The organism is Caballeronia sp. LZ029, assembly GCF_031451275.1.
GTDB classification, from domain to species: Bacteria; Pseudomonadota; Gammaproteobacteria; order Burkholderiales; family Burkholderiaceae; genus Caballeronia; species Caballeronia jiangsuensis.
Genome location: NZ_JARUXO010000001.1, coordinates 1832159 through 1854702, shown reverse-complemented (window position 1 = coordinate 1854702; position 22544 = coordinate 1832159). Strand labels below are relative to the sequence as shown.

The window sequence follows — 22544 nt, the reverse complement described above, 5'->3', positions numbered from 1 at the left end:
ATCTGCTAATACAAGATTTAGATTAATGTCTCTTATGAGACATAGTCGTCTCTTTCTGTTGTGTCGTCGGCAGCGCTTTCCTGCGATTGCGAGAACTGCGCGTTCACGAACTTCTCCGACAGATCGCCGAGCTGCGACGCCGACAGATTCCCGACGACCCCGCCCGCCGACGCCGCCACCGAACGCGCCGCCGATGTCGCATACGCGACCTGCATCGCCTTCTTGGTGTGGCCGAGCGCCACGTGACCCATTTCATGCCCGACGACGCCGCGCACTTCGTCGTCGTTCATCAGGTCCATGAGACCGCTGTAGACGCGCACGCAACCGTTCGCCATCGCCCACGCGTTGACGTCCTTCGTCATGTAGACCTTGTAGTTGACGGGCACGCCGTTGATGTTGTCGCCGAGCTGCTTCGAAATCTTGTTCAGGCGCTGCGTGTACTGGCTCGACGCGGGCGCGATCTTGTTCTCGCTGTCCAGTTGCGCGCACGACTTGTCGGAGATCGTGCGGACGTCGGAATCGCTGAGCGAGAGCGCCTGCGTCGCCAGTTGCCCGGATTGCAACAGTTGGTTCGGATCCATGCTGCTCATGCTGCTGCACGATGCGAGGGTGAACACGGCGGATGCCGCAAGCGCGATGCGGAAGATCGTCATAGTTTTACCTTTGGAATGTCACTGTGGTTGTCGTTGCGCAGAGATGCGCGCACGCCGGCGCAATGCTAATGACAGTCGACTTGTAAGCTACACGAAAATTCCGATTTTGTAGGCAGAAAGGATAAAAACGCCAGCGCGAAGCGTGAATCAGTCGCGCACGCGAAGCGAATCAATCGTTCGCGCGGTTTCGTGCGATCCGAACGCGTGCGGCAATTGAGCCGATCGGCGCTGCATCGATCGCGCAGGCGGGCGCGCCGGGCAGGGCGTCGGCGAGAAGGGAGGTCAGCGTCTGTCCCGGCGGCATCTCGACGAAAATCTTCGCGCCGAGCTCGGACAGCGCGATGGTCGAATCGTGCCAGCGCACCGGAAAGCGCAGATTGGTGGCGAGGTCTTCGCGGATGGCATCGGCATGGCGCAGCACGCGCGCGCCGCGATTGCCGACATACGCGATACGCGGCGTGTCGATGCGCACATCGCGCGCCGCGTCGATCAGACTTTCGGCGGCTTTTTCGAGCAGCACGCAATGCGACGGCACGCTCACGCAGAGCCTTTCGGCCTTGCGCGCGCCGCGCGACAGCGCGATCTCGCGAACCTGCGCGAGCGCGGCGTCGCTGCCCGACACGACGATCTGGCGCGGCGCGTTCAGATTGCCGATGTAGGCATCGGCGCCGCTGTCGGCGATGGCGCGGGCGATCTCGCGCTCGTTCAACCCGAGCACCGCGAGCATGCCGTAGCCGCGCGGATAAGCGTCTTCCATCAATCTGGCGCGCAGGCGCACGAGCTTCAGCGCGTCGTCGAAAGCGATCGCGCCGCACACGACCGCCGCGCCATACGCGCCGACCGACAGGCCCGCGACGGCTTCCGGCTCGATGCCTTCCTCCGCGAGCGCACGCGCCGCCGCGACGCCCGCGACGACGAGCGCGACCTGCACGGCGACCGTCGATGCGAGGGCATCGGCGGTGTCGAGCGCGAGCACGTCTTCGCCGAGCACGGCGGACGCTTCCGCGAGCGTGCGCGCGATCGCTGGATGCGGCGCGTCGCCGCCGAGACGATGCAGAAAGCCGGGCGTCTGCGCGCCTTGTCCGGGAAAGAGATACGCGATCATGCCGCCGCCCACGGATCGCCGACGAGCCGCGGGCCGTCCGCATGCCGCAGCATCACGCGCAGGCCGCGATGCTGATTCGCGCGCGCGAATTCGGCGAGCGAGAACGCCGCGTCGGATGTTTCGATCTGCACGTCGATGCGCGTGCCCGCCGTCTGCGCGGCGCGCGAGAGCGCGTCGAAGAGCGACGATGCGTCGGCGCGTGGCAATGGCGCCGGCGCGCGCACGACGATATCGAGATCGCTGTCGCGCGTGATCGTCGGCATCGCGCTCGCGAGCTCGAAGCCGGCGCTGCCGGTCGGGCCCCAGTCGAGGTTGTATCGATCGATGATCGACGGCACCGCGCGCAGCAACGCGAACGCGGGCAGCGCCGCTTGCGCCGAATCGGGTTCGCGCGTGCGCAGATCTTCCGGCGTGAGGATCGCTTCGATCCAGCGCGGCTCGATCCACGTGCCGAAGCGTTCGCCGCGCGTCGCGCCACGCACGCCGACCGCGATGGCATCGCCGATACGCGGCGCACGCCGCACGACGACGAACGGCGCGCGCACGAGCGACGCAGCGACCCAGTCCGGCGCTTCGTCGAGCATCGTCGCGCCGGGCGCGAGCCGCAGCAGATCGTGCGGACGCGGCGTCCGGTTCATCACGCGCTCCACTGCTCGCGCATGCGCCTGCGCACTTCGATCGACGCCGCGCGCGTGCGCTTGGCATCGGCGGAAGCGAGACGCACCGACAGGTCGCGCGGACCGTTGCGTGCGTCCTTCACCGCCGCCGCGAGCGATGCTTTCACGCGCTCGATATCGGCGGAAGAGGGCGCATCGGCATCGACGCCTTCGATCAGTTCGTGCAGCAGCCCGAGCTTCGCGTACGCGCTCATCTTGTACGACATCGGCAGAACGGAATCGCCGAGCGCGTCGAGACTCTCGACGCTGCGTCGGGTGACGCGCGCGGCCGCTTCCTTGCCCATTGCGTGCACGGCCGTGCCGGGTGCATCGAGCGCGACGATGCGGTTCGCCTGATAACCGTGCGCGAGGTACGCGCCCGACATCGCCGGCCCGACGATCAGCGCGATCACCGGATGACCCGCGAGCCGCGCGCTCGCGTAGGCATCGACGGCGGCCGCGCACGCGAGATGAATGCCGAGCAGTTCCTCGCGGCGTCCGTACGCCTGGCTTTTCACATCGACGACCGCGACGATCGGACGCTTCACGCTGGCATCGCGATCGGCGTCGATGGCTTCGCGCACGGCGCGCGCGAGCAGCCAGCCTTGTTCGAGTCCGACGACGTTATCGGTCGCGCGAGGAAAGCGGTTTTCCGGATCGGGCACGACGGCGAAGAAGCTCGCGCGTTCGCCGTCGAGCTGGCCGTCGCGGGCGCGGATCGGACCGCTTTCGGTTCGCGTGGACGGAGAAGTCAGCGCGTCGAGCCAGCGTTCGCCGCGGGAAAGTGCGTCGGTCATGAGGTGCCCCAGAGTGTGCGCAGCGTGTCGGGATCGATCGCGTCCGGGTTCACTTGCGCGAGCCGCGCGATGAAGCCGTCGATGTCTTCGGTGCGATGCTGCTTCGGCACGCCTCGTTCGAATGCGGCGAGCACGGCGTCGCGGACCTGATCGGTATCGTCTTCGACGAGCGTATCCGCAAGCCCGACCGCGACGCGTTCCTCGCCGCCGATCATCGACCAGATCAGACGCCGGTCGCCCGAATCGAGTTCTTCGATGCCCGCTTCCTGTTCGATCACTTCCGGCCCGTTCATGCCGAGCCGCGCCTGACGCGTCATCACGAGTTCGGTGCAGAGCGCGGCCGCGAGCGACATGCCGCCAAAACAGCCGACCATCCCGCCGATCACGCCGACCACCGGCACGTGAGCGCGCAGCGCGACGATCGCCGCCTGGATTTCCGCGATGGCCGCAAGCCCGAGATTCGCTTCCTGCAAGCGCACGCCGCCGGTTTCGAACAGCACGACGGGGCGGATCGCGCGTCCGGCTTCGAATTCGCCCAACGCCAGTTCGAGCGCGGCGGCGATCTTCGCACCCGACACTTCGCCGATGCTGCCGCCCTGAAACGCGGGCTCGATCGCGGCGATCAGCGCGGGCTCGCCGCCGAGCGTGCCACGCGCGATAACCGCGCCGTCGTCGGACTGGCAGACGATATTCTGCATCGCGAGCCACGGCGATTCGATCCGGTCGAACGGACCCAGCAGCTCGCGGAACGTGCCTTTGTCGAGCAACGCCCGGATGCGTTCGCGTGCCGTCAGTTCGATGAAGCTGTGCCGCGCGAGAAACGTGTCGTGCGCGTTCATGGCGTGTCTCCTTCGCTCGCTTCGACGGCTTCGTTCAGTCTCAGCATGACGACGCCGGGCGTCGCGCCGAAATCGTTCAGCTCGATCTTCGCGGCGCCGTCGTAGCGCTGAAAGAAGCGGTCGAGCACGCTTTTCCACACGTGGCCATAACCATCGACGCTCGTGCGGATCACCACTTCCGCGTTCGCATTTTGCGACGGCGAGAGCAGCACTTCGAGATCGCCCGAGCCGACCACGCCGACATGCGCGCGGCGCGTGACGGGCCGTTTGGCGGGATATTCGTATCGCATGTTTTCCATCGTTCGTTCCTCTTCGATGCGCCTTAAGCCAGGCGCCTGAGACTGTCGAGAAAGAGTGTCGCCGCGAGCAGATCGGCGGCGCCGCCGGGCGATGCGTTCAGCGCCAGCAAGTCGGCGTCGAGCCGCACGAGTTCGGCGCGTCCTTTCTGCGTGGCCATGCCGCCATGATTCATCACGAGCTTCGCGCCGCGTTGCGCCGCATCGAGCGCGATAATTCCGCCGCGATGCAGGAGACACGTATCGTCCAGCGACGCAATGATCGCGATGAGCGCATCGAGTCGCGCGCCGGATTCGTCGAGACCGCGTGCGCGTGCATCGTCGAGCGCGGGCAGGCCGATGAGCCGCGCATGCGGAAAACCATCGCGCGCTTCGCCCCGCGCGCCCGCGACGCGGTAACGTTCGCTCACGCGCGCGCCGTGGCTCGCCGTGACGGATACCGGCGCATAACGGTCGTCGTAATGCGCAATCGCAGCGGCCGACGCGCAGATCGCTTCGGCATCGTCCGGTGCGTGCATCGCCGCGCCCGCGCACAGCAGACCGACGATCCAGATCGCGCCGCGATGTGCGTTGCTGCCGCTCGTCGCGCGCATCATCGCGGCTTCGCCTTCGCGGCCGATGCGCGCCAGTTGCTCGCGCAACGTCTGCGATGGCTGCGCGCCATGCGCCGCGCGCGCGATCGCGAGGAACGTCGGGTGCAGCGCACGCGCCGAAAGCAGCATCGTGTCGAGATCGAGATCGCGATGCGCGCCGCTGCCGCGTTCATCGACGAGCGCGGGCTTGGGCGTGAGACGCGCCTCGGCGATGAGCGCATCGACGGCGTGTGTCGCGATGATCAGCGGCGACGTCGCATAGTCGCGGACGTCCTCGCGCAACAAGGGAAATGCATTCATCGCGATCACCAGCTTCTGAAGCGCGCGGGCGGCGCGTAGAGTCCGCCCGACCACGCAACGAGATCGTCGATGCTGCGCGCCGCGAGCAGCGAGCGTTTCGCTTCGCCGCGCCGCACGCCCAGATCTTCCGGATACGCGACGATGCCGCGCCGTCTCAACTCGGCGGTTCTGGCAGGATCGGCGCGCATGCCGATGGGCGTCACGCCCGCGATGGCCGCGAGCGCGGCGCGGCGCTCATCGACGCCTTCGGCCGCATGCAGATACGCGATGCCTTCCTCGGTCACGACGTGCGTGACGTCGTCGCCGTAGATCATGACCGGCGCGATCGGCATGCCGCTTTTCTCGCCGACGGCGATCGCATCGAGCGCATCGACGATGGTCGGCTCGCCGCCTTTTTTGTACGTCTCGGCGGTCTGCACGACGAGCTTGTGACCACGCGCGATTTTCGGGTTCGGGCCATCGTCCTTCAGCAGCTTGAGCCACGCTTCGCTCGAATGACGGCGGCCGCGCGGATCGTGTCCCATGTTCGGCGCGCCGCCGAAGCCCGCGAGCCGTCCGAGCGTGACCGTCGATGAGTTCGCGTCGGCGTCCATCTGCAGCGTCGAGCCGATGAAGAGATCGACGCCGTATTGCCCCGCGAGCTGGCAGAACACGCGATTCGAGCGCAGGCTGCCGTCGCGTCCGGTGAAGAAGACGTCGGAGCGCGCGGCGATGTAATTCTCCATGCCGACTTCGCTGCCGAAGCAATGCACGCTCTGCACCCATCCGGATTCGATCGCGGGAATGAGCGTGGGATGCGGATTGAGCGCCCAGTTCGTGCAGATTTTCCCTTTCAGTCCGAGCGATTCGCCGTACGTCGGCAGCAGCAGTTCGATCGCGGCGGTATCGAAGCCGATGCCGTGATTGAGCGCCGTCACGCCGTACCGCTCGTAGATGCCGCGGATGGTCATCATCGCCATCAGGATCTGCAACTCGCCGATGTGACGCGGATCGCGCGTGAAGAGCGGCTCGACGGCGAACGGCCGGTCCGCCTGTACGACGACATCGACCCACGAGCCGGGAATATCGACGCGCGGCAGTTCATCGACGATTTCGTTCACCTGCGCGACCACGATGCCGTGGCGAAACGCGGTGGCTTCGACGATCGTCGGCGTGTCCTCGGTATTCGCGCCCGTATAGAGATTGCCGTGACGATCGGCCTGCACGGCGCACACGAGCGCGACCTGCGGCGTGAGATCGATGAACATGCGCGCATACAGTTCGATATACGTATAGATCGCGCCGATCTCCAACTGGCCGTCTTCGAGCAGTTGCGCGACGCGCAGGCTCTGCGGCCCGGCGAACGCGAAATCGACCTTGTGCGCGATGCCTTGCTCGAAGAGCGCGAGATGCTCGGGCCGGCTGATGCTCGAGATGAGCAGATGGATATCGTGCACCCGCTGCGGATCGAGCTTCGCGAACGCACGCGAGAGGAAGTCGGCCTGCTTCTGGTTGTTGCCTTCGAGCGCGACACGATCGCCGGTGACGATCAGCGCGCTCAGCGCATCGACGATGCGCGCGGGATCGAGCACCGAGCCATCGAGCCACGGTTCGATCAGCTTCAGACGCCGCGCTTTTTCCTGCGCGCGCGTGTTCCAGTTCCGGCTTGCGGTGAGGGCGTCGGCGGGTGTGGACGAGTTCATCGGTCTGTCTCTGGAGAAGTCGTTTGGGTCGGGCGGGAAGATGCCGAAGCGCGCGGGCGGCGTTTCTTCTTGACGTGGCTCGATTGAGCGAGCGATTGGGCATCGGCGAGAAAGCGGTAGATCAAATCGCCCGTCGAGAGCAGATGGCGCGCGACGAGCATTTGCGCCTGCTCGATATCGCGCGCGACGAGTGCATCGAAGATCGCGCGATGCTCGACATCGGATGCATCTTTGTGGATCGGAAGCCCGAGCTTCAGACGCAGATAGCGCTCGCCCCGCCGATGCATCTGGCCGATCAGTTCCATCAGGCGCGGGCGATCCGCGGGCACGTAGAGGCTCATATGGAACTGCTCGTTGCGCACGACGTAAAGCGCGGGATCAGGCTCGTTTTCTGCGGCTTCGAGCAGGCGTTTCACGTGGGCGAGCGTGTCGGGCGTGTGATGTTCGATGGCGATGCCGATAGCCAGGCTTTCGAGCGACGCGCGGATCTCGTAGATCTCGCGCGCCTCGTCGGCCGATTGCAGGCTGACGGCCGCGCCCCGGTTCGGCTCGATCGTCACCCAGCCTTCGCTTTCGAGCTGGCGAAACGCTTCGCGCACCGGAATGGCGCTGACGGAAAACTGCCGTGCGATCGCGTCCTGACGCAGCGGCTCGCCCGGCAGCAGCGAGCCATCGACGATCGCGGCGCGCAGCGCATCCGCGATGAAGCGCGACGTGCTCTGGCGCGGCTCGAACTGCGCATCGCGAAAGGAAGCCGGCGGCGACACGGCTAAGAAATCTGTCGGCATGGCTAGGTGAAAGTGCGGAGTTGTCGCGAGTTGCTGTTCAAATATTATATATAAAAGTGCACACGAAACCCCGGTGCTTTCCCTAGACGCCAGAACAAGCACTATTCACCGGGACGTCGTTAATTTCGCTGGAGAGACATGGCCATGCCGACAACGCTGGATCGAGAGGTAAGCGCCACGCGCGCCACGAAGACGCCGCTCAACCGGTCGCAGATCACCGGTTTCTGGGGCGCGTGGGCCGGCTGGACGCTCGACGGAATGGATTCGTTCATATATGCGCTCGTGCTCGCGCCGGCGCTCACCGAACTGTTGCCGCGCTCGGGCTACGAAGCGACGCCGGCGAATGTCGGGCTCGCCGGCTCGATACTCTTCGCGCTGTTTCTGGTGGGGTGGGGACTCTCGTTCATCTGGGGTCCGCTCGCCGACCGCTTCGGACGCACCAAGGTGCTCGCCGCGACCATCTTCACGTTCGCCATCTTCACCGGCCTCGCCGCGACCGCGCATACGGTGTGGGAGCTCGGCATCTATCGCTTCTTCGCGGGCGTGGGTATCGGCGGCGAATGGGCGCTGGCCGGGACTTATGTCGCGGAGGCGTGGCCGGAAGATCGCCGGAAAATGGGTGCGGGTTATTTGCAGACCGGCTATTACGCGGGCTTCTTTCTTGCCGCGGCGTTGAACTACACGATCGGCGCGACCTTCGGCTGGCGCGCGATGTTCCTGGTCGGACTGTTTCCGGTCGTCGTGTCGATCATGGTGCTCTTGCGCGTGAAGGAAACCGACAAGTGGGAGCGCGCCGAAACCGTCCAGCCGCACGTCAGGCACGAAAGCTCGCTCAAGACGATCTTCAATGCGCAATATCGCAAACGCACGATCGTCGCGGCGGTGCTGTTGACGGTGGCGATCATCGGGCTGTGGGCGGGCGCGGTGTACGAGCCGTCCGCGGTCGTGCAGCTCGCGACGAAGGCCGGCATGGACAAGCACGACGCCGCGCGCATGGCGTCGATCGCGACCGGGCTGCTTTCGATCGGCACGATCATCGGCTGTCTCGCGCTGCCGCCGATGGCCGAGAAGATCGGCCGCCGGAAGACGCTCGCGGTGTACTTCGTCGGCATGGCGGCGTCGATCGCGCTCGCGTTCGGCTGGGCATTCTATCTGCCGAACGGGCTGGTGCCGTTCATCGCGCTGCTCGTCGTGCTCGGCTTCTTCGGCGGCAACTTCGCGCTGTTCTCGTTGTGGCTGCCCGAGCAGTTCGAAACCCGCGTGCGTGCGACCGCGTTTGCGTTCTGCACGTCGGTGGGGCGCTTCTTCGGCGCGATCGTGAACTTCGGCATCGGCGCGATGGTGCTCCACATGAAGACGCTCGGCGTGCCGATCGCGATCACCGCGGTTGCGTTCCTCATCGGCCTAGCGGTGATTCCGCTCGCGCCGGAAACCAGGGGGCAGGAACTGCCGAACTGAGCGGCGCGAAGTCCTCTCGCGGACGGCGGCCTTCGTGATGCGAAGGCCGCCTTTTTCATGCGCGCGAGCTTACTTTTCGTAAGTTTTTCGACGGTAATAGCAGGTTACGAAGTCAAACACTTGAGGGGGCATCCGTCCGATATAGTCCCGTCAACACAACAAACAACCCATCGAGGTGGGGCATCACATGAACAAGGTATCGAAGGCTTCCGTGCTGGCTGGCGCCGTGATGATCGGCGGTTTGATGGCCTCCGGCGCGGCCAGTGCGGGAGTGTCCGTGGGCGTCAACATCGGGGTGCCCGCGCCCGTGTATGTCGCGCCCGCGCCGGTTTATGCGCCGCCTCCGCCGCCCGTCGTGTACGCGCCGCCGCCCCCGCCGGTCTACGCGCAGCCGGTCGTCGTGGTCGGCTGGCATGGCGATCGTTACTGGGATGGCCGTCGCTACTGGAACCGCGACGACTACTATCGCCATTACGATCACGGTCATGACCACGATCACGGTCATGGACATGACAACGGCCATCACAACGGCTGGCATTGAGCGTCGCGCATTGCCGTTGTAGGGCACCAGAGCCATCCGTTCGCAGCGGGTGGCTTTTTTGTTGCCGGTTTTCCGGCGGAGGACGGATTCGCCGCTAAAACAACACTCGCAGGGATTTCCCACTTCGGGCCAATGTAACAAAAGGTAAGGTTTCTCCTGACATTTAGCCGATGCACGCGAAAACTTACAAAGCTGAAATATTGCGATGAAAGCTTTTCGTTATATTTTGTGCCAAGCGAACAGGCAGAAAAGCGAGGTCGGATTGCGTATGAAGAAGAACCTTTCGGGACGAATCGTGGCGGGTGTGCTGGCGATCGCAGCGCTGAGCGCGACGGGCGCCGCGCGCGCCGATGTGCACGTGGGCGTGAACGTCGGCATTCCGGCGCCCGTGTATGTCGCGCCGACGCCGGTCTACGCGCCGCCGCCTCCGCCGGTCGTCTATCAGCCCGCGCCGATGTATGCGCCGCCGGTGTTCATCGGCTGGCACGGCAACCGGTATTGGGACGGCCGGCGCTACTGGAGCCGCAACGACTGGAATCGCCATCACGGGCATGGGCACGGGCCGCATCATGGTCCGCCGCCGGGACACGGGCATCGACACGGTAACGGTCATGGCGGCCCGCACGGACATCGGTGAACGCGGCGCTTGAACGGCCGAAGGCAAAAAAAACGCCGCTCACGTGAAAGTGAGCGGCGCTTTTATTTGAAGCGAGGAACGAGCGGGTTATTCCGCCTCGCCGCCCATTCCGCCGACGACCGCGTGGAACCCCGCGTCGACGTGAACGACTTCCGCGCTCACGCCACCCGACAGATCCGACAGCAGGAACGCCGCGACATTGCCCACTTGCTCGATCGTCACGTTGCGCTTGAGCGGCGCGTTTTCTTCGACGAAGTTCAGGATCTTGCCGAAGCCCTTGATGCCGCTCGCCGCGAGCGTCTTGATCGGGCCGGCCGAAATGGCGTTCACGCGCACGCCCTTGCCGCCGAGCGACGGCGCTGCCGCCATGTACCGCACGCTCGCTTCCAGCGATGCCTTCGCGAGACCCATCGTGTTGTAGTTCGGCAGCGCGCGTTCGGCGCCGAGATAGGAGAGCGTGAGCAGCGACGAGCCGTCTTTCAGCAGCGGCAGGGCGGCCTTCGCGAGCGCGGGGAAGCTGTATGCGGAGATGTCGTGCGCGACGCGGAAGTTCTCGCGCGTCATGCCGTCGAGGAAGTCGCCCGCGATCGCCTCGCGCGGTGCGAAGCCGATGGAATGCACGAGGCCGTCGAGCGAGTCCCAGCGTTCTTTCAGCGACGCGAAGAGCGCTTCGATCTGCGCGTCGTCGGCGACGTCACACGGATAGACCATGTCGCTGCCGAACTCGGTCGCGAATTCGGTGATGCGATCCTTGAATCGCTCGCCGACATACGTGAACGCCAGTTCCGCGCCTTCGCGCTTGCAGGCCGCCGCGATGCCGTAAGCGATCGAGCGGTTCGACAGCAGGCCCGTCAGCAGAATTCGTTTTCCAGCGAGAAAGCCCATGAATGCTCCTTCTTTGATGTCAGTGTCGCGCGCGGATCATGATGCGGATACCGCGCGTAGCGTGCGTGGCGCAATCGGCCTAAATGCAAACCCGTAGGCCGCGAGCCGTATGGCGCGTGATTTTGGGTAGAATTCTCTCACAATGCAATGCCCCGCCCAGGATTCCCGCGCCGCTCGTTTCGGACTCTGCCCGGGTCATTCAACGCTTCATCACACATCGCGCCAAGAGGCACATGACGACTTGCACGACGATCCGCTCATTCAGCGCCTCATGCAGATTCATCGCGCTTGCACTGGCCGGATCGATCGCGTGGCTCGCGACCCCGGCCTACGCGGTTCACGCGATCGCGCAATACGGCGAGCCGAAATATCCGGCGGATTTCAAGCATTTCGATTACGTCAATCCCGATGCGCCGCGCGACGGCACGCTCGTGCTCGCGAATCCGAACCGGCTGACGAGCTTCGACAAGTTCAATCCGTTCACCTTGCGCGGCAACCCGGCGCCCGGTCTTTCGCTGATGTTCGAGAGCCTGACGACAGGCAGTTCCGACGAAGTAGCGACCGCGTACGGCCTGCTCGCCGACGATATCGCGGTCGCGCCCGACGGCATGTCGACGACGTTTCACATCAACCCGAAAGCGCGCTTTTCCAACGGCGATCCGGTGACGGCCGAGGACGTCAAGTTCTCGTTCGAGACGCTCAAGAGTCCGCTGGCCGCGCCGCAGTTCGCGGTGTACTTCGGGCAGATCGCGCGTGCGGTCGTCGTCGATCCGCTCACGATCCGCTTCGAATTCAAGAGCGCGACGCGCGAGATGCCGCTGCTCGCGGGCGGCGTTCCGGTGTTCTCGCGCAAGTGGGGGATGAAGCCGGACGGCACGCGCATTCCGTTCGATCAGATCGCGTTTCAGAAGCCCGTCGGCAGCGGGCCGTATCTGATCGACCGGTTCGACAACGGCCGCACGATCTCGTACAGGCGCAATCCGGATTACTGGGGCGCGTCGCTGCCGGTGCGCGCGGGCATGTTCAATTTCGCGCACATCGACTACAAGCTTTACGGCGACTCCACCGCGCGTCTCGAAGCCTTCAAGGCGGGCGAGTATGACGTGCTCGTCGAATATATCGCGCGAAGCTGGGTCCGGCGCGATATCGGCAAGCGCTTCGACAGCGGCGAGCTCATCAAGCGCGAGTTCCCGCAGCACAACGGCACGGGCATGCAGGGATTTTTCATCAACACGCGCAAGCCGCTTTTCAAGGACGTGCGCGTGCGTCAGGCGCTCGATCTCGCGCTCGATTTCGAGTGGCTCAACCGGCAGTTGTTCTTCAATCAGTACAGGCGCATCGACAGCTTCTTCGTCAATACCGACCTGCAGGCGAAGGGCAAGCCGGGCGAAGGCGAACTCGCGATACTGAACCCGCTCAAGAGCGAACTCGATCCCGCCGTGTTCGGCGAGATGCCGCGCCAGCCGGACACCGATCCGCCCGGGTCGCTGCGCGCGAATCTCATCAAGGCGCGTGAATTGCTCCGGGAAGCCGGCTGGACGTATCGCGACGGCGCGCTGCGCAACGCGAAGGGCGAGCCGTTCGCGTTCGAGATTCTCGACGACACGGGCGGCGGCGCGTCGATGGAGCCGGTCGCGGCCGCGTTCGGGCGTAATCTGCAGAAGCTCGGCATCTCGATGAACTTCCGCACCGTGGACTACGCGCTCATCCAGAAGCGTCTCGACGCGTTCGACTTCGACGTGACGAGCGTGCGTATGCCCGACGTGCAAGTGCCGGGCACCGAGCAGGTCTCGCGCTTCGGCAGCAAGTCCGCCGACGAGCAGGGCTCGGACAATCTCGCGGGCGTGAAATCGCCCGCCGTCGATGCGATTCTGCAGAAAGTGATTTCCGCGCAGACGCGCGAGCAACTCGTCGATGCGACGCACGCGCTCGATCGCGTGCTGATGAACGGCTACTATGTGGTGCCGCACTGGTACTCGGCGACGCATCGCGTGGCGTATCGCAATACGCTCGGCTTTCCGTCGACATTGCCGCTGTATTACGGCGCCGAGGAATGGGTCATATCGACGTGGTGGGCCAAAGCCGCGCCCGCGGCGAAATAGAGGACGGTGCGCCATGTGGAGCTACATCCTTAAACGCATACTCTTGATGATCCCGACGCTCATCGGCGTATTGACGCTCACGTTCGTCGTGATCCAGTTCGTGCCGGGCGGTCCCGTCGAGCAGGCCGTTCACGATCTGCGACGCGGTCAGTCCGAAGGCGGCGGCGGTTTCGGCCTGCGCACGCATTCGGGCGTCGATGCGCAACAGGTCGAGCAGCTCAAGAAGCTCTATGGTTTCGACAAGCCGCCGCTGCAACGCTATGTCCTGATGCTCGGCAAGTTCGCGCGCTTCGATCTCGGCGAGAGCTACTTCAGGCATCAGAGCGTGTGGTCGCTGATCGTGTCGAAGCTGCCGGTGTCGATCAGCATCGGCTTGTGGACCTTCTTCATCACGTATCTGATATCGGTGCCGCTCGGCATCGCGAAGGCCGTCAGGAACGGCTCGAAGTTCGATGTCGCGACGAGTCTCGTCGTGCTCGTCGGCTTCGCGATTCCGGGCTTCGTGCTGGGCGTGTTGCTGCTCGTGCTCTTCGGCGGCGGATCGTTCTGGCAACTGTTCCCGCTGCGCAATCTCACGTCCGACAACTGGGCGACGCTCTCGCTCGGCGGCAAGATTCTCGACTATCTGTGGCACATCACGCTGCCCGTGACGGCGTCGGTGGTGGGCAGCTTCGCCATCATCACGATGCTCACGAAGAACGCGTTCCTCGACGAAATTCGCAAGCAATACGTGCTGACCGCGCGCGCGAAAGGTCTGAGCGAGCGACGGGTGCTGTGGAAGCACGTGTTTCGCAATGCGCTCCTGCCGCTGATCGTCGGCTTTCCGGCGGCGTTCATCGGCGCGTTCTTCACGGGCAGCCTGCTGATCGAGACGCTGTTCTCGCTCGACGGGCTCGGCCTGCTCTCGTACGAATCCGTCGTGCGGCGCGACTATCCGGTCGTGCTCGGCACGCTCTATCTCTTCACGCTGATCGGCCTCGCGACGAAGCTCATCTCGGATCTTTGTTACGTCTGGGTCGATCCGCGCATTCAATTCGAACAACTGGAGCGCTGATTTGAATCGAGCCGCTTCATCGGAATCGTCACGGCGCAAGGCCAACGGCAGCGACGCGCAACCGCTGCGCGGCGAGGCATCGGTGCCGCCGGGGCGGCGCGTCTGGCTGCGCTTCAAGCGCAATCGGCTGGGGTACTGGAGCCTCGTCGTGTTCATCGTGGCGTTCGTCATCAGCCTCGCGGGCCCGCTCTGGTCGAACGACAAGCCGCTCGTCGTGCGCTACCAGGGGCATATGTACTTTCCGCTCGTGAAGACCTATGCGGAGACGACCTTCGGCGGCGATTTCCCGACCCCCGCCGATTATCTCGATCCCTTCGTGCGCGACCGTTTCAGCGCGCCGGGCAACTTCGCGATCTATCCGCCGAATCACTACTACTACGACACGCTCAACTATTTCTCGAAAGGCTCGAATCCTGCGCCGCCTTCGCGCGAAAACTGGCTCGGCACCGACGATCGCGGCCGCGACGTGTTCGCGCGGCTGGTGTACGGCTTTCGCGTGTCGGTGCTGTTCGCGCTCGTGCTGACGGCGATCGGCACGATACTCGGCGTCGTCGCGGGCGCGGTTCAGGGGTATTTCGGCGGCAGGATCGATATCACCGGGCAGCGGCTGATCGAGATATGGAGCGCGCTGCCGGAGCTCTATCTGCTCATCATCTTCGCGTCCATCTTCGAGCCGAGCCTGATCCTGCTGATCATCTTGCTGTCGCTGTTCGGATGGATCGGCCTGTCGGATTACGTGCGCGCGGAGTTTCTGCGCAATCGCACGCAGGACTACGTGCGCGCGGCCCGCGCGATGGGGCTGTCGAACTGGCAGATCATCTGGCGGCATGTGCTGCCCAATAGCCTGACGCCCGTCATCACGTTCCTGCCGTTTCGCATGAGCGGGGCGATTCTCGCGCTGACGAGCCTCGATTTTCTCGGCCTCGGCGTGCCGTCGCCGACGCCCTCGCTCGGCGAACTGCTCGCGCAGGGCAAGGCCAATCTCGACGCCTGGTGGATTTCGCTGTCGACGTTCGGCGTGCTCGTCGCCACGCTGCTGTTGCTGACCTTCATGGGCGATGCGCTGCGCAACGCGCTCGATACGCGCATCGCCGATGCCGTCAAAGCGGGAGGCGGGCAGTGAGCGAGCCGCTTCTTTCGATTCAGGATCTGCGCGTGCGCTTCGGTGACACGCTCGCCGTCGACGGCGCGAATCTCGATATCCGCGCGGGCGAGCGTGTCGCGCTCGTCGGCGAATCGGGTTCGGGCAAGAGCGTGACGGCGCTGTCGATCCTGCGTCTCGTGCGCGATGCCGAAGTGACCGGCTCGATCCGCTTCGCCGGCGAGGAATTGCTCTCGAAGAGCGAACACGCGATGCGCGGCCTGCGCGGCTCCGACATCGCGATGATCTTTCAGGAGCCGATGACGGCGCTCAATCCGCTCTACACGGTCGGCGACCAGATCGGCGAGACGATCCAGCTACACGACGGCACGAGTCCGCGCGAGGCGCGCCAACGCGCGATTGCGCTGCTCGCGCGCACCGGCATCACCGAGCCGGAAAGGCGTGTGGACAGTTATCCGCATCAGCTTTCGGGCGGGCAGCGCCAGCGCGTGATGATCGCGATGGCGCTCGCCTGCCGGCCGCGGCTTCTGCTCGCCGACGAGCCGACCACGGCGCTCGACGTGACGATCCGCGCGCAGATCGTCGAACTGCTGCTGGAGCTTCAGCGCGATGAAGCCGAGAAGCGCGGCATGGCCGTGCTGCTCATCACGCACGACCTGAACCTCGTGCGGCGCTTCGCGGAGCGCGTCGCGGTGATGGAGAAGGGCGTGCTCGTCGAAAGCGCCGCCGTGGAGGAGATTTTCACGTCGCCGCAGCATCCGTACACGAAGCGGCTGATGCAGAGCAAGCCGAAGCGCAATGTGCTGCCCGTGCTGCCGATCGCGCCGGTGCTGCTCGACGCGAAGGATGTTTCCGTCGACTACGCGACGCGCCTGCCGGGTTTCGCGGGCTGGTTCCGGCGCGGCCGCTTCAAGGCCGTCGACGACGTCACGCTGACGGTGCGGCAGGGCGAGACGCTCGGCATCGTCGGGGAATCGGGTTCGGGCAAGTCCACGCTCGCGATGGCGCTGCTCGGCCTGCAGCGCACATCGACGGGCACGGTGCAGTTTCAGGGCCGTGCGATCGGCGATTTTCGCGGACGCGAAAAGGCGGTGCTGCGCTCGAACCTGCAGGTGGTGTTTCAGGACCCGTTCAGCTCGCTGTCGCCGCGGCAGACGGTGGAGAGGATCGTCGGGGAAGGACTCGCGCTGCATCGTCCGGAACTCGATGCGGCCGCGCGGCGCGCAAAGGTGATCGCGGTATTGCGCGAGGTCGGCATGGAACGCGCGGCGCTCGATCGTTATCCGCACGAATTCTCCGGAGGACAGCGGCAGCGTATCGCGATTGCCCGCGCGCTCGTGCTCGAACCGAGCATCCTGATCCTCGACGAACCGACGAGCGCACTCGATGTTTCCATTCAAACTCAAGTACTTGCGCTGCTGGCCGACATTCAGAAAAAGCACAATCTCGGTTACGTTTTCATTAGCCACGACCTGCAGGTGATAGGCGCAATGGCGCATCGCGTCGCGGTTATGCGAAATGGTTTTGTCGTGGAGTCGGGCGAAGTAGAGAAGATTTTTGCGAACCCGTCCGACGAATACACACGAAAGCTTCTGACCGCAGCCCTGAATTCCTAAAAATCTTTCTTTTTCACCAATTGGGTGCCCATCTCAATTGTATTTTTCTATTTCTTTTGACAGTTAAATACTTTGTGGCTAGTATCCCTCCAAACTTTCACGTATCTCCCTGATTTCGCAGCTTTTAATTGTAAAACCTACCGACCGATGCAACCACTAACGTTGACTCAAACATGCGCGCGCGCCGCCGCGGGTATGTTAATCGGCCTTCTGATGACAACAACTTCCGGCGCGTTCGCCGATGAAGTCAGCAGTAGTAGCCAAAATGCCAACAACGGCATTTTCTCCTCCAGCAAATCCTCTGACGCAACGAGCGCAGACGCCGCCAGCAGTTCGGGCGGCGCAAAGTCGTTTCTGTCGGGCGTGGCGAGCAAGGCGGGCGACGTTGTCGTCGGCGCGCTCAACATGATCGGGGTGCGCTATCGCTGGGGCGGCAACACGCCGGATTCCGGCCTCGACTGTAGCGGCTTCGTGCGCTACGTCTTCCAGGACACGCTCGGCATGACCCTGCCGCGCCGCGCCGAGGAAATGAGCCGTGTGGGCGAGAAGGTGACCGTCTCCGATCTCAAGCCGGGCGATCTCGTGTTCTTCAACACGATGCGCCGCTCGTTCTCTCACGTCGGCATCTATATCGGCGACAACAAGTTCGTGCATTCGCCTTCCACCGGCAGCACGATCCGTGTCGACGACATGGAAGACGGCTACTGGGAAAAGCGCTTCCAGGGCGCGCGCCGCATCGAGAACGCGCCGGTCGGCGATGGCTCGGAACTGCGCCAGCGCGTGAGCGCGTCGATCGGCGGTTACTGATCGTCTGTCCGGCATCGAAAAAGCCTGCCTCCTTCCGGGACGCAGGCTTTTTTGTTTTTCAGCCGGCCTCGGCAAAGAGGCATGGCGAATGGGCGTCAATCGGCGCGATCGGAAAGCCTCATTGCACGCGCCTCTAAAAGCCGTTATAGTTTTTGAATGAACTTTTTTCCGTTCCCCTTCTCGCTGTTCCCGGCTGGTGCGTCGCTATGCGCACTATCGCTGCTAGCGCGCCTACCGCGCTAATTCTTCTCGCCTCCCGTCTGCTCGTCCTTTCAGGTTTTCGACGCCAGCGGTGGCGCGAACACCCGAATTCCCTTTTGCCTTATCGTTTCCACACGATCGCGATATTTCCAACAATCCATAAATCTCCCCACAGGAGCCCAACATGGCAGCAGACAAGTTGATCATTTTCGACACGACCTTGCGCGATGGCGAACAGTCCCCCGGCGCGTCGATGACGAAGGAAGAGAAAATCCGCATCGCGAAGCAACTGGAGCGCATGAAGGTCGACGTGATCGAGGCGGGTTTCGCCGCGAGCTCGAACGGCGATTTCGACGCGATCAACACCATCGCATCGCTCGTGAAGGACAGCACGGTCTGCTCGCTCGCCCGCGCGAACGACAAGGACATCCAGCGCGCCGCCGATGCGCTGAAGCCCGCGAATCAGTTTCGCATCCACACGTTCATCGCCACGTCGGCGCTGCACATGGAAAAGAAGCTGCGCATGACGCCGGAGCAGGTCTACCAGCAGGCGCGCCTCGCGGTGCGCTTCGCGCGCAAGTTCACCGATGACGTCGAGTTCTCGCCGGAAGACGGCAGCCGCTCGGATATCGATTTCCTCTGCCGCGTGCTCGAAGGCGTCATCGAAGAAGGCGCGCGCACGATCAACATCACGGATACGGTCGGCTACGGGATTCCGGAGCATTACGGCAATCTCGTCAGGACGCTGCGCGAGCGCGTGCCCAATTCCGACAAGGCCGTCTGGTCGGTTCACTGCCATGACGACCTCGGCCTGGCGGTCGCCAATTCGCTCGCGGGCGTGCAGATCGGCGGCGCGCGTCAGGTCGAATGCACGATCAACGGTCTCGGCGAGCGCGCGGGCAACACGTCGCTCGAAGAAATCGTGATGGCCGTGAAGACGCGCAAGGATTACTTCGGGCTCGATGTTGGCATCGACACGACGCAGATCGTCCCGACGTCGAAGCTCGTGTCGCAGATCACCGGATTCGTCGTGCAGCCGAACAAGGCAGTCGTTGGCGCGAATGCGTTCGCGCATGCGTCGGGCATCCACCAGGACGGCGTGCTGAAGGCGCGCGACACCTACGAAATCATGCGCGCGGAAGACGTGGGCTGGAGCGCGAACAAGATCGTGCTCGGCAAGCTGTCGGGCCGTAACGCGTTCAAGCAGCGTCTGGAAGAGCTCGGCGTGACGCTCGAATCCGAAGCCGACGTGAACGCCGCCTTCGCGCGTTTCAAGGATCTCGCCGACCGCAAAGCCGAAATCTTCGACGAAGACATCATGCAGATCGTCTCCGAGGAATCCGCCGAGGCGCAGGCGAAGGAACACTTCCGATTCGTGTCGATGAAGCAGCATTCGGAAACCGGCGAGCAGCCGCAGGCCAAGGTCGTGTTCGCGGTGGAAGGCAGCGAAGTCACGGGCGAAGCGGGCGGCAACGGTCCCGTCGATGCGACGCTGCACGCGATCGAATCGAAGGTCGAAAGCGGCGCGGAACTCGTGCTGTACTCGGTCAACGCGATTACGACCGGCACGCAGGCGCAGGGCGAAGTGACGGTGCGCCTGTCGAAGAGCGGGCGAATCGTGAACGGCGTCGGCACCGATCCGGACATCGTCGCGGCATCGGCGAAGGCGTATATCGCCGCGTTGAACAAGCTGCACTCGAAGGTCGAGAAGCTCAATCCGCAGCTTTGATTGGCGGCGCGGTTTCGTCGGACAGCAAAAAGCCCTCGTGAGAGGGCTTTTTCAATGGCGCGCCGCGAATGTGCTCAGAACAGATTGCGCCGGTCGGGATCGTGCAGCGGGTCGGGCGTCTTCTGCGTCAGCCGCAGAACGCCCTGATCGTCGAAATAGAAGCTGTACATCATGTACCAGACGTTCGCTTCCATGTAGCGGTAGGTCCAGACTTCGCGTTTCATCAGCGGAAAGTACGACGTCTCCACCGGCCGCCCGAAGTTCACGAGCACGTCCTTCTTCGTCCACGTGCCGATCTGCGCCTTGTAGAACTCGTTCTCGTCGAGCACCTGCCTGACGCTTACGATCCTGCCGGATGCGTCGATGTCGGCGGCGGTGGTGAATTCGCCGAGCGGTTGCGTCGGCCACATCAGGCGCTTGCCGCCGTTGGGCAAATCGTAGACTTCGCGCGGCGGACCGAGCCGGGCGGTGACCGTCGATGCATCGGCGCCGGTCTGATAGTTCTGCCACGGCTGCACGCACCCGGACAGAAGGAGCGCGACGCCCGCGCACGCAAGCGACGCGCGCATGCGGTTGAGTTTGTGCAGCATTGAAGCCTCCACGTGCTTGCTCCTCGCGCCGGCGAGCAGCGTTTATGCGATGTTTCTCGTGATTTTGACACGCGCGGGCGGCAAAACATTCTCCGATGCGCCGGACTATTCGAGCGGATGTGTCGGCAATGACGGACTTGCGCGGCGCGCCCGGTGCGGCCTATGATCCGCGCTTTCGGCGGATCGGCGGAACCCATGAAGAAAGGAATCGGCGTGCGCGCGGCGCGATGGCTGCTCACTGTGGCATCGACGTGCCTCGCAGTCTCTTTGACGGCGAAAGCGGCCGATTTGCCGCCCATCAAGCTCGCGCTGATCGAAGGCATGTCCGGCCCGTTCGCGAACGCCGGCGCGATGGTCGAGCGCAATCTGCGCTTCGGCGTCGAGCGCGTGAACGCGCAGGGCGGCGTGAAGCTCGCGGACGGCATGCATACGTTGCAGCTCGTCGTGTTCGATGGCAAGGGCAGCAGCGAGGCGACGCTCGTGCAACTGCGCGCGGCGATCGACGACGGGATCGGCTTCGTGATGCAGGGGAACAGCTCGGCGGTGGCGGCGGCGCTCGTCGCGGCGATCGACAAGCAGAACGCGCGCGAACCGGACCGCCGCGTGCTTTTCCTGAACTATTCCGCCGACGATCCCGCGCTCACCAACGATGCGTGCAGTTTCTGGCACTTCCGCTTCGACGCGCACGCCGGTATGCGTATGGACGCGCTCGCCGACGCGTTGAAAGACGATCGCGCGGTCAAGAAGGTTTATCTGCTGAATCAGGATTACAGCTTCGGGCACGACGTGAGCCGCGAGGCGCAGCGCGCGCTCAAGGAACGGCGGCCGGATATCGCGATTGCCGGCGACGAGTTTCATCCGATCGGCCGTGTGAAGGATTTCGCGCCTTACATCGCGAAAATCCGTGCGAGCGGAGCGGACGCGGTGATCACCGGCAACTGGGGCAACGATCTGACGTTGTTGGTGAAAGCGGCGCGCGAGCAGGGGCTCGACACGAAGTTCTATACGTTCTACGGAAACAGTCTGGGTGCGCCGGCGGCGCTCAGCGACGCCGGCGTGAAGCGCGTGATCGCGGTGGCGGACTGGCATCCGAACGTGGGCGGTGCGGCGTCGGATGCTTACTATCGCGCGTTTCGCGCTCGCTATCCGGCCGCCGCGGACGATTACCTCGTCGCGCGCATGCCGCTGATGATCGAAATGCTTGCGTCGGCGATGACCCGCGCGGGCAGCGCGAACCCGCTCGCGGTGGCGCGCGCGCTCGAAGGCATGAAATTCGACGGCGAAGGCTTCCACGCGATGACGATGCGCGCCGACGATCATCAGGTGATCCAGCCCCTTTACGTCATCGAAATGGATAAGGCGGGTGCGAAGGGCGTCGCGCTCGATAACGAAGGTTCCGGCTACGGCTTTCGCACGCTGCTTGCCGTGCCGGCGCAGAAAACCGTCCCGGAAACGACCTGCAAGATGACGCGTCCGGCACGCTAGGCATCGTCCGCGCCCGCCGGAACCGTGTCCTCGGCGGACCGCAGTGTGATATACTCCGCGCTTCGTCTTGGAGTTTTGACTAAGGCGAAATCCGAAATTGGCAAACCCACGGCACGGCCTTTCTTCCGTGACCGCCTGTCTGAATCAAAGGAAAAGCAAATGTCCGTAGCAGAAGTCAAGAAGTCCGACATCGTCGCAGAATATGCGCGCGGCACCAACGACACCGGCTCCCCTGAAGTGCAAGTCGCACTCCTCACGAGCCGCATCAACGAACTCACCGTCCACTTCAAGTCGCACTCGAAGGATCACCACAGCCGCCGCGGTCTGCTGCGCATGGTGAGCCGTCGTCGCAAGCTGCTCGACTACCTGAAGGGCAAGGATGCGGATCGTTATCGCTCGTTGATCGAGAAGCTGGGTCTGCGCAAGTAATTGGCGTCAAACGGCCGCCGTTAGAACGAAGTGCCTGTGTCAGTCCGCTGATACAGGCACTTTGTTTTTGTACGTTCCGGCCGTGAAGTGGTGCGCGATCGCGTTTTCATCGATCGACACCGCGTAGTTGGTACTTCAGCAGTTCATCGCTTTACCCGGATTACCCGGATGCATCATCCGGTTCGACACCCGGTCCGGC

General features: G+C 64.0%; 21 protein-coding genes and 1 pseudogene. 11 read left to right on the top strand and 11 right to left on the bottom strand.

Translation table 11 applies throughout. The features are described 5' to 3' along the window. Positions 1–77: 77 nt before the first annotated feature. The 9 genes and pseudogenes from QCE73_RS08745 to QCE73_RS08705 all read right to left on the bottom strand — a co-directional run. Positions 78–653: pseudogene (locus QCE73_RS08745) on the bottom strand (M48 family metalloprotease); the annotation flags it as partial. A gap of 169 nt (positions 654–822) precedes the next feature. Then, positions 823–1758, bottom strand: a complete 936-nt coding sequence (gene mdcH, locus QCE73_RS08740; protein WP_309880746.1) for a malonate decarboxylase subunit epsilon — start codon at positions 1756–1758, stop codon at positions 823–825. Further along, entirely contained in the window at positions 1755–2396 is a 642-nt protein-coding gene (locus QCE73_RS08735; protein ID WP_309880744.1) for a malonate decarboxylase holo-ACP synthase, read from the bottom strand. Before QCE73_RS08735 ends, mdcH begins: the two co-directional genes overlap by 4 nt. Further along, on the bottom strand, positions 2396–3211 hold the full coding sequence (mdcE, locus tag QCE73_RS08730; RefSeq protein WP_309880742.1) for a biotin-independent malonate decarboxylase subunit gamma: 816 nt from the start codon (positions 3209–3211) through the stop codon (positions 2396–2398). Before mdcE ends, QCE73_RS08735 begins: the two co-directional genes overlap by 1 nt. Next, entirely contained in the window at positions 3208–4050 is an 843-nt protein-coding gene (locus QCE73_RS08725; RefSeq protein ID WP_309880740.1) for a biotin-independent malonate decarboxylase subunit beta, read from the bottom strand. The genes mdcE and QCE73_RS08725 overlap by 4 nt, the downstream gene beginning before the upstream one ends. Continuing rightward, positions 4047–4349 carry a malonate decarboxylase subunit delta gene (locus QCE73_RS08720; protein WP_106856370.1) on the bottom strand — a complete coding sequence of 101 codons (303 nt, stop codon included), beginning with the start codon at positions 4347–4349 and terminating at the stop codon, positions 4047–4049. Before QCE73_RS08720 ends, QCE73_RS08725 begins: the two co-directional genes overlap by 4 nt. Before the next feature lie 23 nt (positions 4350–4372). Further along, positions 4373–5239 carry a triphosphoribosyl-dephospho-CoA synthase gene (locus tag QCE73_RS08715; protein ID WP_309880737.1) on the bottom strand — a complete coding sequence of 289 codons (867 nt, stop codon included), beginning with the start codon at positions 5237–5239 and terminating at the stop codon, positions 4373–4375. Between the two features lie 5 nt (positions 5240–5244). Then, the gene (gene mdcA / locus QCE73_RS08710) at positions 5245–6921 is read right to left on the bottom strand and encodes a malonate decarboxylase subunit alpha (RefSeq protein WP_035503022.1); all 1677 of its coding nucleotides are present in this window, start codon (positions 6919–6921) and stop codon (positions 5245–5247) included. Next, positions 6918–7709, bottom strand: coding sequence for a GntR family transcriptional regulator (locus QCE73_RS08705; RefSeq protein WP_309881950.1), 792 nt, complete (start codon positions 7707–7709; stop codon positions 6918–6920). Before QCE73_RS08705 ends, mdcA begins: the two co-directional genes overlap by 4 nt. A 144-nt stretch (positions 7710–7853) precedes the next feature. Here QCE73_RS08705 and QCE73_RS08700 point away from each other — a divergent pair, with 144 nt between their 5' ends. From QCE73_RS08700 to QCE73_RS08690, 3 genes are all read left to right on the top strand, one after another. Beyond that, a complete protein-coding gene (locus tag QCE73_RS08700) occupies positions 7854–9167 on the top strand; it encodes an MFS transporter (RefSeq protein ID WP_309880735.1) in 1314 nt (437 codons plus the stop codon). 187 nt (positions 9168–9354) lie between these two features. Next, positions 9355–9708 (top strand): hypothetical protein, encoded by a 354-nt coding sequence (locus QCE73_RS08695; protein WP_035503019.1) that lies wholly within the window; start codon positions 9355–9357, stop codon positions 9706–9708. A gap of 268 nt (positions 9709–9976) precedes the next feature. Next, positions 9977–10345: a hypothetical protein gene (locus QCE73_RS08690; RefSeq protein WP_309880731.1), complete on the top strand. Its 369-nt coding sequence runs from the start codon at positions 9977–9979 to the stop codon at positions 10343–10345. An 87-nt stretch (positions 10346–10432) separates the two neighbouring features. On the opposite strand, the gene fabI is transcribed toward QCE73_RS08690, so the two are convergent. Continuing rightward, positions 10433–11230, bottom strand: a complete 798-nt coding sequence (fabI, locus tag QCE73_RS08685) for an enoyl-ACP reductase FabI (protein WP_309880730.1) — start codon at positions 11228–11230, stop codon at positions 10433–10435. 233 nt (positions 11231–11463) lie between these two features. Between fabI and QCE73_RS08680 the strand changes: the two genes are divergently transcribed. The 6 genes from QCE73_RS08680 to QCE73_RS08655 all read left to right on the top strand — a co-directional run bounded on the left by QCE73_RS08680 (position 11464) and on the right by QCE73_RS08655 (position 19841). Then, positions 11464–13332 carry an extracellular solute-binding protein gene (locus tag QCE73_RS08680; protein WP_309880729.1) on the top strand — a complete coding sequence of 623 codons (1869 nt, stop codon included), beginning with the start codon at positions 11464–11466 and terminating at the stop codon, positions 13330–13332. A 13-nt stretch (positions 13333–13345) separates the two neighbouring features. Beyond that, a complete protein-coding gene (locus tag QCE73_RS08675; RefSeq protein WP_238293876.1) occupies positions 13346–14386 on the top strand; it encodes a microcin C ABC transporter permease YejB in 1041 nt (346 codons plus the stop codon). A 1-nt stretch (position 14387) separates the two neighbouring features. Continuing rightward, positions 14388–15509 (top strand): ABC transporter permease, encoded by a 1122-nt coding sequence (locus tag QCE73_RS08670; RefSeq protein WP_404989739.1) that lies wholly within the window; start codon positions 14388–14390, stop codon positions 15507–15509. Further along, complete coding sequence (locus tag QCE73_RS08665; protein ID WP_035503015.1) at positions 15506–17104, top strand: ABC transporter ATP-binding protein; 1599 nt, start codon at positions 15506–15508, stop codon at positions 17102–17104. Before QCE73_RS08670 ends, QCE73_RS08665 begins: the two co-directional genes overlap by 4 nt. 147 nt (positions 17105–17251) lie before the next feature. Beyond that, a complete protein-coding gene (locus QCE73_RS08660) occupies positions 17252–17911 on the top strand; it encodes a C40 family peptidase (protein ID WP_035503013.1) in 660 nt (219 codons plus the stop codon). 385 nt (positions 17912–18296) lie between these two features. Beyond that, positions 18297–19841, top strand: a complete 1545-nt coding sequence (locus tag QCE73_RS08655) for a 2-isopropylmalate synthase (RefSeq protein ID WP_035503011.1) — start codon at positions 18297–18299, stop codon at positions 19839–19841. A 74-nt stretch (positions 19842–19915) separates the two neighbouring features. Here the strand turns inward: QCE73_RS08655 and QCE73_RS08650 are convergent, their stop codons facing one another. Further along, positions 19916–20431 carry a hypothetical protein gene (locus QCE73_RS08650; protein WP_309880728.1) on the bottom strand — a complete coding sequence of 172 codons (516 nt, stop codon included), beginning with the start codon at positions 20429–20431 and terminating at the stop codon, positions 19916–19918. A gap of 195 nt (positions 20432–20626) precedes the next feature. On the opposite strand from QCE73_RS08650, the gene QCE73_RS08645 reads away from it, so the two are divergent. Both QCE73_RS08645 and rpsO read left to right on the top strand, forming a co-directional pair. Continuing rightward, the gene (locus tag QCE73_RS08645; RefSeq protein WP_309880726.1) at positions 20627–21916 is read left to right on the top strand and encodes a branched-chain amino acid ABC transporter substrate-binding protein; all 1290 of its coding nucleotides are present in this window, start codon (positions 20627–20629) and stop codon (positions 21914–21916) included. Positions 21917–22075: 159 nt separating this feature from the next. Next, positions 22076–22345, top strand: coding sequence for a 30S ribosomal protein S15 (rpsO, locus tag QCE73_RS08640; RefSeq protein WP_035503009.1), 270 nt, complete (start codon positions 22076–22078; stop codon positions 22343–22345). The last annotated feature ends 199 nt before the right edge of the window (positions 22346–22544 follow it).